General features: G+C 71.9%; 6 protein-coding genes. 2 read left to right on the forward strand and 4 right to left on the reverse strand.

What is annotated here, in order from left to right; all coding sequences use genetic code 11:
* The 3 genes from E4099_RS27165 to uvrB form a co-directional block, all read right to left on the reverse strand.
* Positions 1-731, reverse strand: a 731-nt coding sequence (locus E4099_RS27165; RefSeq protein ID WP_167828494.1) for a TerD family protein, incomplete at its 3' end; no start/stop codon positions are given.
* A gap of 160 nt (positions 732-891) precedes the next feature.
* The gene (locus E4099_RS27170) at positions 892-1470 is read right to left on the reverse strand and encodes a TerD family protein (RefSeq protein ID WP_135341768.1); all 579 of its coding nucleotides are present in this window, start codon (positions 1468-1470) and stop codon (positions 892-894) included.
* Positions 1471-1687: 217 nt separating this feature from the next.
* The gene (gene uvrB, locus E4099_RS27175; RefSeq protein ID WP_135341769.1) at positions 1688-3820 is read right to left on the reverse strand and encodes an excinuclease ABC subunit UvrB; all 2133 of its coding nucleotides are present in this window, start codon (positions 3818-3820) and stop codon (positions 1688-1690) included.
* Between the two features lie 308 nt (positions 3821-4128).
* On the opposite strand from uvrB, the gene E4099_RS27180 reads away from it, so the two are divergent.
* Together E4099_RS27180 and E4099_RS27185 are read left to right on the forward strand one after the other, a co-directional pair.
* Positions 4129-5046: a glycerophosphodiester phosphodiesterase gene (locus E4099_RS27180; RefSeq protein ID WP_135341770.1), complete on the forward strand. Its 918-nt coding sequence runs from the start codon at positions 4129-4131 to the stop codon at positions 5044-5046.
* Positions 5047-5140: 94 nt separating this feature from the next.
* Positions 5141-5707, forward strand: coding sequence for a methylated-DNA--[protein]-cysteine S-methyltransferase (locus E4099_RS27185; RefSeq protein WP_135341772.1), 567 nt, complete (start codon positions 5141-5143; stop codon positions 5705-5707).
* Between the two features lie 87 nt (positions 5708-5794).
* Here the strand turns inward: E4099_RS27185 and E4099_RS27190 are convergent, their stop codons facing one another.
* Positions 5795-6442, reverse strand: coding sequence for a nucleoside/nucleotide kinase family protein (locus E4099_RS27190; protein ID WP_425348277.1), 648 nt, complete (start codon positions 6440-6442; stop codon positions 5795-5797).
* Positions 6443-6480: the final 38 nt, after the last annotated feature.

Consider the following 6480-nt stretch of genomic DNA (forward strand, 5'->3'; position numbering starts at 1 on the left):
GCCGGGGCCGGGGCGGGCGGCGCGGAGGTGCGCCGCCCGGGGTGCTGGTAGTCGATCGGGCCGCCCGCCGGCCGAGGGGTGTCACCGGACGCCGCGGCCGAATCGGTGGCGCCCCCGGCGGTGGTGCGCGGCCGGCCGTCCTCACCGGTACGCGGTGGGGGCTGGGCGACCGAGCGGGCCATGCCCTGGGCTATGGCGTCCTGGATCCGCGCGGCGAGTTCCACCGCCTGCGGCAGGCCCTGGTCCTGGAGCATCGCCACCAGCCCGCCCGCGTACCCCTGGCCCACGGCCCGTACCTTCCAGGCGCCCTGCCGGCGGTAGAGCTCCAGGGCGACCACCGCCGACTCCGACTCCAGGTCGGTGATGGTGTATCCGGCCACCGGGGTGCCGTCCAGGCCGGTGACCGAGACGGACGGCGCGGGCAGTCCCCCGAACCGCTGCGGACCGCCCGCCTGGATGGGCAGCGCCAGCAGCACGCTGACCCGGTGGATGGTCTCCGGCAGGGCGCCCAGGTCGACCGCGAGGCGGTGGTCGGCCGCGGCCTGCCGGGACACCTCGACACCGGGAAGCTGGGGGGCGGCGGGGTGCGCGACCCATTCGGTGCCCGCGACCGTGCCGTCCTGGTCGCCGAGCGTCGCTCCGGCCACGACCGGTGTGGTCGCCGAGACCCGGATTTCCAGACGGGTCTGGGGCAGTGGGTGGTTCTGCCCCCGGACCAGCTCGGCCGTCATCGCTGCGCTCCCTCGTTGCATGTCACCGCGTCGGTGCCTGTGTGTGCCGGTGCCCGACCGCGGCAGCCGGCCGCGGCCGAGAGGATCAGGGTGTACTCGGCCGGCCCGGCGATGCTGCGCCGCCGGGCCGGCCGTGGAGTGTGCGCTACCGCGCGGTGGACTACAGGTGCGGCAGGATGTGCGGCATCAGGTCCTGGAAGGTGCGGCCGTTGGCGGGCTCGCCGAGGGCCTTCATCTGCCAGCCGCTTCCGACCCGCTCCACCTTCGCCATGATCTGGGCGGTGTACTGGCCGCCGCCGGTGAGGGTGTACCGGGCCAGCTCCTGGCCGTTGGTCTCGTCCACGAGTCGGCAGAACGCGTTCTGCACCTCGGTGAAGCTCTGCCCGGTGAAGGAGTTGACGGTGAAGATGATCTGGTCGATGTGCACCGGCACCCGCTGCAGGTCGACCAGGATGGCCTCGTCGTCACCGCCCTGGCCGGCGCCGCCGACCAGGTTGTCACCGGTGTGCTGGACCGAGCCGTCGTCGCTGGTCAGATGACGGAAGAAGACCACGTCGATCGGCTGCTTGTCGGCGAAGAGCACGGCCGAGGCGTCCAGGTCGATCTCCCGGGTACGGGAGCCGAACAGCCCGCGCCGGGGAGCCGCCTGCCACCCCAGTCCCATCCGCACCGCGGTCAGGGTGCCCCCGTCGGCCTTCTGCAGGCTGATGGCCTGGCCCTTGGACATGTTGACCGTCACGTGCTGTCCCTACTCTCGTCTCTCGGTTTCCCCGCGGCCGCCCGTCGGTGCGGCCTCCCGTCAAACCCTATGCACTGGCGCGGGCGGTACGGGCTCCCCGGGGGAGCTTTGTGTCGTTCTTGAGACACACCGCACCGCACGGAACGGACCGTGTCGGGGACGCCTGCCAGGCGGCGGGGCGGACCCGCCGGGGCGTCCCCTCCCCGCATCCTCGCCGTCAGGCGAGACCGGCCTCCCGCATCTGCCGCAGCTCCTTCTTCAACTCCCCCACCTCGTCGCGCAGTCGGGCCGCCACCTCGAACTGCAGCTCGGCCGCCGCGGCCCGCATCCGGTCGGTCATCTCCTCGATCATCTCGGCGAGTTCGGCCGCGGGGCGGTCGGTGAGCGTGCCGTCCTTCCGCGCGCCGGGGGCGTGTGCGGCGAGCGCGGGCACCGGGGCCTTGGCCTGCCCCTTGCCCTTGCCGGCCGTCTGCTCCCGCTTCCGGTAGCCGGACCCCAGCAGCTCCTTGGTGTCGACCTCCTCGCGGGCCAGGGTGGCCACGATGTCGCCGATCTTCTTGCGCAGCGGCTGCGGGTCGATGCCGTTGGCCTTGTTGTAGGCGATCTGCTTGGCGCGGCGGCGGTTGGTCTCGTCGATGGCCTTCTCCATCGCCGGGGTGATCTTGTCGGCGTACATGTGGACCTGGCCGGAGACATTGCGCGCGGCGCGGCCGATCGTCTGGATCAGTGAGGTCCCCGAGCGCAGGAAGCCCTCCTTGTCGGCGTCCAGGATCGCCACCAGGGAGACCTCCGGAAGGTCCAGGCCCTCGCGGAGCAGGTTGATGCCGACCAGTACGTCGTACTCGCCGGCCCGCAGTTCGCGGAGCAGTTCCACGCGGCGCAGGGTGTCGACATCGCTGTGCAGGTAGCGCACCTGGATGCCCAGCTCCAGCATGTAGTCGGTGAGGTCCTCGGCCATCTTCTTGGTGAGGGTGGTGACCAGGACCCGCTCGTCCTTCTCGGTACGGGTGCGGATCTCGTGGATCAGGTCGTCGATCTGCCCCTCGGTGGGCTTGACCACGACCTCCGGGTCGACCAGGCCGGTGGGCCGGATGATCTGCTCGACGAAGCCGTCGGAGCGGGAGAGCTCGTACGGCCCGGGGGTGGCCGACAGGTACACCGTCTGGCCGACCCGGCCCAGGAACTCCTCCCACTTCAGCGGGCGGTTGTCCAGGGCGGAGGGCAGCCGGAAGCCGTGCTCGATCAGGGTGCGCTTCCGCGAGGCGTCGCCCTCGTACATGGCGCCGATCTGCGGGACGGTGACATGCGACTCGTCGATGACCAGCAGGAAGTCGTCCGGGAAGTAGTCGAGCAGGGTGTGCGGCGGGGAGCCGGGCTCGCGGCCGTCGATGTGCAGCGAGTAGTTCTCGATGCCGGAGCAGGACCCGATCTGGCGCATCATCTCGATGTCGTAGGTGGTGCGCATCCGCAGCCGCTGGGCCTCCAGCAGCTTGCCCTGCTTCTCCAGCCGGGCCAGGGTCTGGGTCAGCTCGCTCTCGATCCCGGCGATGGCCCGCTCCATGCGCTCGGGCCCGGCGACGTAGTGGCTGGCCGGGAAGACGTACAGCTCCTGGTCGTCGGAGATGACCTCGCCGGTGAGCGGGTGGAGGGTGGACAGCGCCTCGATCTCGTCGCCGAACATCTCGATGCGCACCGCGAGCTCCTCGTAGACCGGGAAGATCTCGACGGTGTCGCCCCGGACCCGGAAGGTGCCGCGGGTGAACGCCAGGTCGTTGCGGGTGTACTGGATGTCCACGAACCGGCGCAGCAGCTGGTCCCGGTCGATCTCGTCGCCCACCTTGAGCGGCACCATCCGGTCCACGTACTCCTGGGGGGTGCCCAGGCCGTAGATGCAGGAGACGGAGGCCACCACGACCACGTCGCGGCGGGTGAGCAGGGAGTTGGTGGCGGAGTGGCGCAGCCGCTCGACCTCCTCGTTGATCGAGGAGTCCTTCTCGATGTAGGTGTCCGACTGCGGGACGTACGCCTCCGGCTGGTAGTAGTCGTAGTAGGAGACGAAGTACTCGACCGCGTTGTTCGGCAGCAGCTCGCGGAACTCGTTCGCGAGCTGGGCGGCCAGGGTCTTGTTGGGCGCCATGACGAGGGTCGGCCGCTGGAGCTTCTCGATCATCCACGCGGTGGTCGCGGACTTGCCGGTGCCGGTCGCTCCCAGGAGCACGACATCCTTCTCACCTGCGCGAATGCGCCGCTCCAGGTCGGCGATGGCCGACGGCTGGTCGCCGCTGGGCTGGTAGGAGCTGACGACCTCGAAAGGCGCCACCTTGCGTTCGATCTGAGAAACGGGCCGCATGCCACCACGGTACGACCCGGCACTGACATCAGCCGATCCGCCGGCCTCGGCGGCCCGGCAGGACCCGCGCCGCACCGTTCGGACCAGGGGCCCCGCACCGTTCGGACCAGCGGATCCGCTGCGCCGCCGCCGCGGCCGGCCCAGCGGGTGGCCGGCCGGCGCCCCAGGCCCTGCCTGGGTCCTGGCAGATGCCTCAGGGGCCGCAGCCGCCCCTGCCGCCCCTCCCTCGCCGGCAGCCCCCTTCCACGGGCACGCGCCAGCTGGCAGGCTTCACCTGTCCGTGACACCGATGATACGAGGAGTCATCCATGCACATCCGGCCTCTCGCCACCGTCACCGGCGCGCTCCTGGGCTTGTCCGCGCTCCTCTTACAGGCGGTGCCCGCCCAGGCTGCCGACCATCCGCACAGACCCGTCACCGTCTCGCACCGCGGCGCCTCCGCCTACGCTCCGGAGAACACCCTGGCGGCCGTGGACGCGGCCCACGACCTGGGGATCACCTGGGTCGAGAACGACGTCCAGCGGACCAAGGACGGCAAGCTGATCATCATGCACGACACCACGCTCAACCGGACCACCGATGTCGAGCAGGTGTTCCCCGACCGGGCGCCCTGGAAGATCTCCGACTTCACCCTCGCCGAGATCGAGCGGCTGGACGCGGGCAGCTGGTTCGGACCGGAGTTCGCCGGCCAGCGGGTCCCCACCCTCCACGCCTACATGAAGCGGGTCTCGGACAACCACCAGAAGCTGCTGATGGAGCTCAAGTCGCCCGAGCTCTACCCCGGCATCGAGGAGCAGACCCTCCGCGAGCTGCGCAACGACGGCTGGTTGGACCGCCGGCACGTCAAGCAGCGGCTGATCGTGCAGAGCTTCAACGCCCAGGCGGTCAAGACGGTCCACCAGCTGCGGCCGGACATCAAGACCGGCTTCCTGGGCACCCCCTCGCTCGCCGACCTCCCGGCGTACGCGGAGTTCAGCGACCAGATCAACCCCAGCCACACGACGATCGACGCCGGCTATGTCGCCGCCGTGCACGCGCTCCGCGGGCCGCACGGCGATCCGCTGGAGGTCTACACCTGGACGGTGAACGACGGGCCCACCGCGGTCCGCCTGGCCCAGCAGGGCGTGGACGGCATCATCACCAACACGCCCGACGTGGTGCGCCGGGCCCTGGCGGACCCGGCCGCCGCGGCGGCCCCGGCATCCCCCGCGGCCCTGGCCGGATAGCCGCGGGCGGGGCCGCCCGCACCACGGCGGCCCCTTCGGCGGGGGCACTGTCAGTGCCCCCGCCTAGTCTGGAACCGTGACGCACACAGAGCCGATGGACTCGGCAACGGACTCGGCACCGCGGCGGGAGGCCCGCGCCTGGTCATGGGCGGTGCTGGACACCCCCATCGGTCCGCTGCTGCTCGCCGCGACCGAGCTGGGCCTGGCCCAGGTGGTCTTCCACGCCGACGACCGCAGGGCGGCCGCCTCGGTCGCACATCTCACCCGTCGCCTCGGTGCCGCCCCTGGTGAGGAGTGCCGCGCACCCCTGGAAGAGGCGATACGCCAGCTGGAGGCGTACTTCGCCGGCACGCTGCGGGAGTTCGCCCTGCCCCTGGACTGGTCGCTGATCACCGGCTTCAACCGCAGGGTGCTGCGCGAGCTGGCCGCCCATGTCCCGTACGGCACCGTGGTGGGCTACCAGGACCTGGCCGACCGGGTCCACGAGCCCGGTGCCGCCCGGGCGGTGGGCGTGGCCATGGGCAGCAATCCGCTGCCGGTCGTCGTGCCCTGCCACCGGGTGGTGGAGAGCGGCGGCGGGATAGGCGGCTTCGGCGGCGGCCTGGAGACCAAGCGCCGGCTGCTGGCCCTGGAAGGGGTCCTGCCGCAACCGCTGTTCTGACCTCGAGACCGCGAGCCGCGCACCCGTGTGGCGCCGCCCCGCCTCTCCCGCGGACCCGGCCCTCCCGCCCGCGGCAGACGGCCGGTCTCACCGGTCGAGGCCGCTCCACGCGGGGTGCCGGGGATCGTCGGCGCGCACCATCACGTCCGCGGCCTCGCGAGGTCCCACCTCGTCCTCGTAGCGGGCGAAGGCGGGCAGGGTCCACCGCCGGTCCTGCTCGGTGCGCCGGGCGAGCGCCCCCGGTGACAGGCTCAGATGGATGACGAAGTCGAAGGGGAACCAATGTCCGAGCAGCAGCGGGCCGTGCAGCAGCAGCACCCCGCCCGGCGGAAGCCCGACATATCCGCTGCGGGTCGCCCGGTCGGTCACCGGATCCCACAGGTCCGGCAGCACCCGCCCGGTGCCGCCCGGCTCCAGCGGGGTGAACACCTCCCGCCACAGCGCGCCGGTGTCGACCCACTCCCCGTAATAGGCGTCGGCGTCCTCCCGCCCGTGCTCGAAGCGCAGTGAGGCGGGGCGCAGGAAGCCCTCCGTGCCGACCACCAAAGACGGCCGCCCCCGGGCGCGCAGGGCCTCGCCGAGTCGGGCCGCCGACTCCCCGGTACCGGCCGCCGGAGCACCGTCCACCCCCACTCTGAGCCATGGGCCGCCGTCGGCCGACCTCTCCCACTCCAGCTCGGCGTCGCGGAGGGTCTGCTCGATGATCGTGCCGGCGTCCGCGTCACCCATGGCCATGCGCTGCATGCGCTGATCGTAGGCGACGGCGCTCCTGC

This window comes from Streptomyces palmae (assembly GCF_004684805.1).
In the GTDB taxonomy this organism is placed as follows: domain Bacteria; phylum Actinomycetota; class Actinomycetes; order Streptomycetales; family Streptomycetaceae; genus Streptomyces; species Streptomyces palmae.

Coding starts and splice junctions, on each gene's coding strand:
- uvrB (WP_135341769.1), bottom strand. CDS start 3,820: ATGCGGCCCGTTTCTCAGATCGAACGCAAGGTGGCGCCTTTCGAGGTC.
- E4099_RS27180 (WP_135341770.1), top strand. CDS start 4,129: ATGCACATCCGGCCTCTCGCCACCGTCACCGGCGCGCTCCTGGGCTTG.
- E4099_RS27190 (WP_425348277.1), bottom strand. CDS start 6,442: ATGGCCATGGGTGACGCGGACGCCGGCACGATCATCGAGCAGACCCTC.
- E4099_RS27185 (WP_135341772.1), top strand. CDS start 5,141: ATGGACTCGGCAACGGACTCGGCACCGCGGCGGGAGGCCCGCGCCTGG.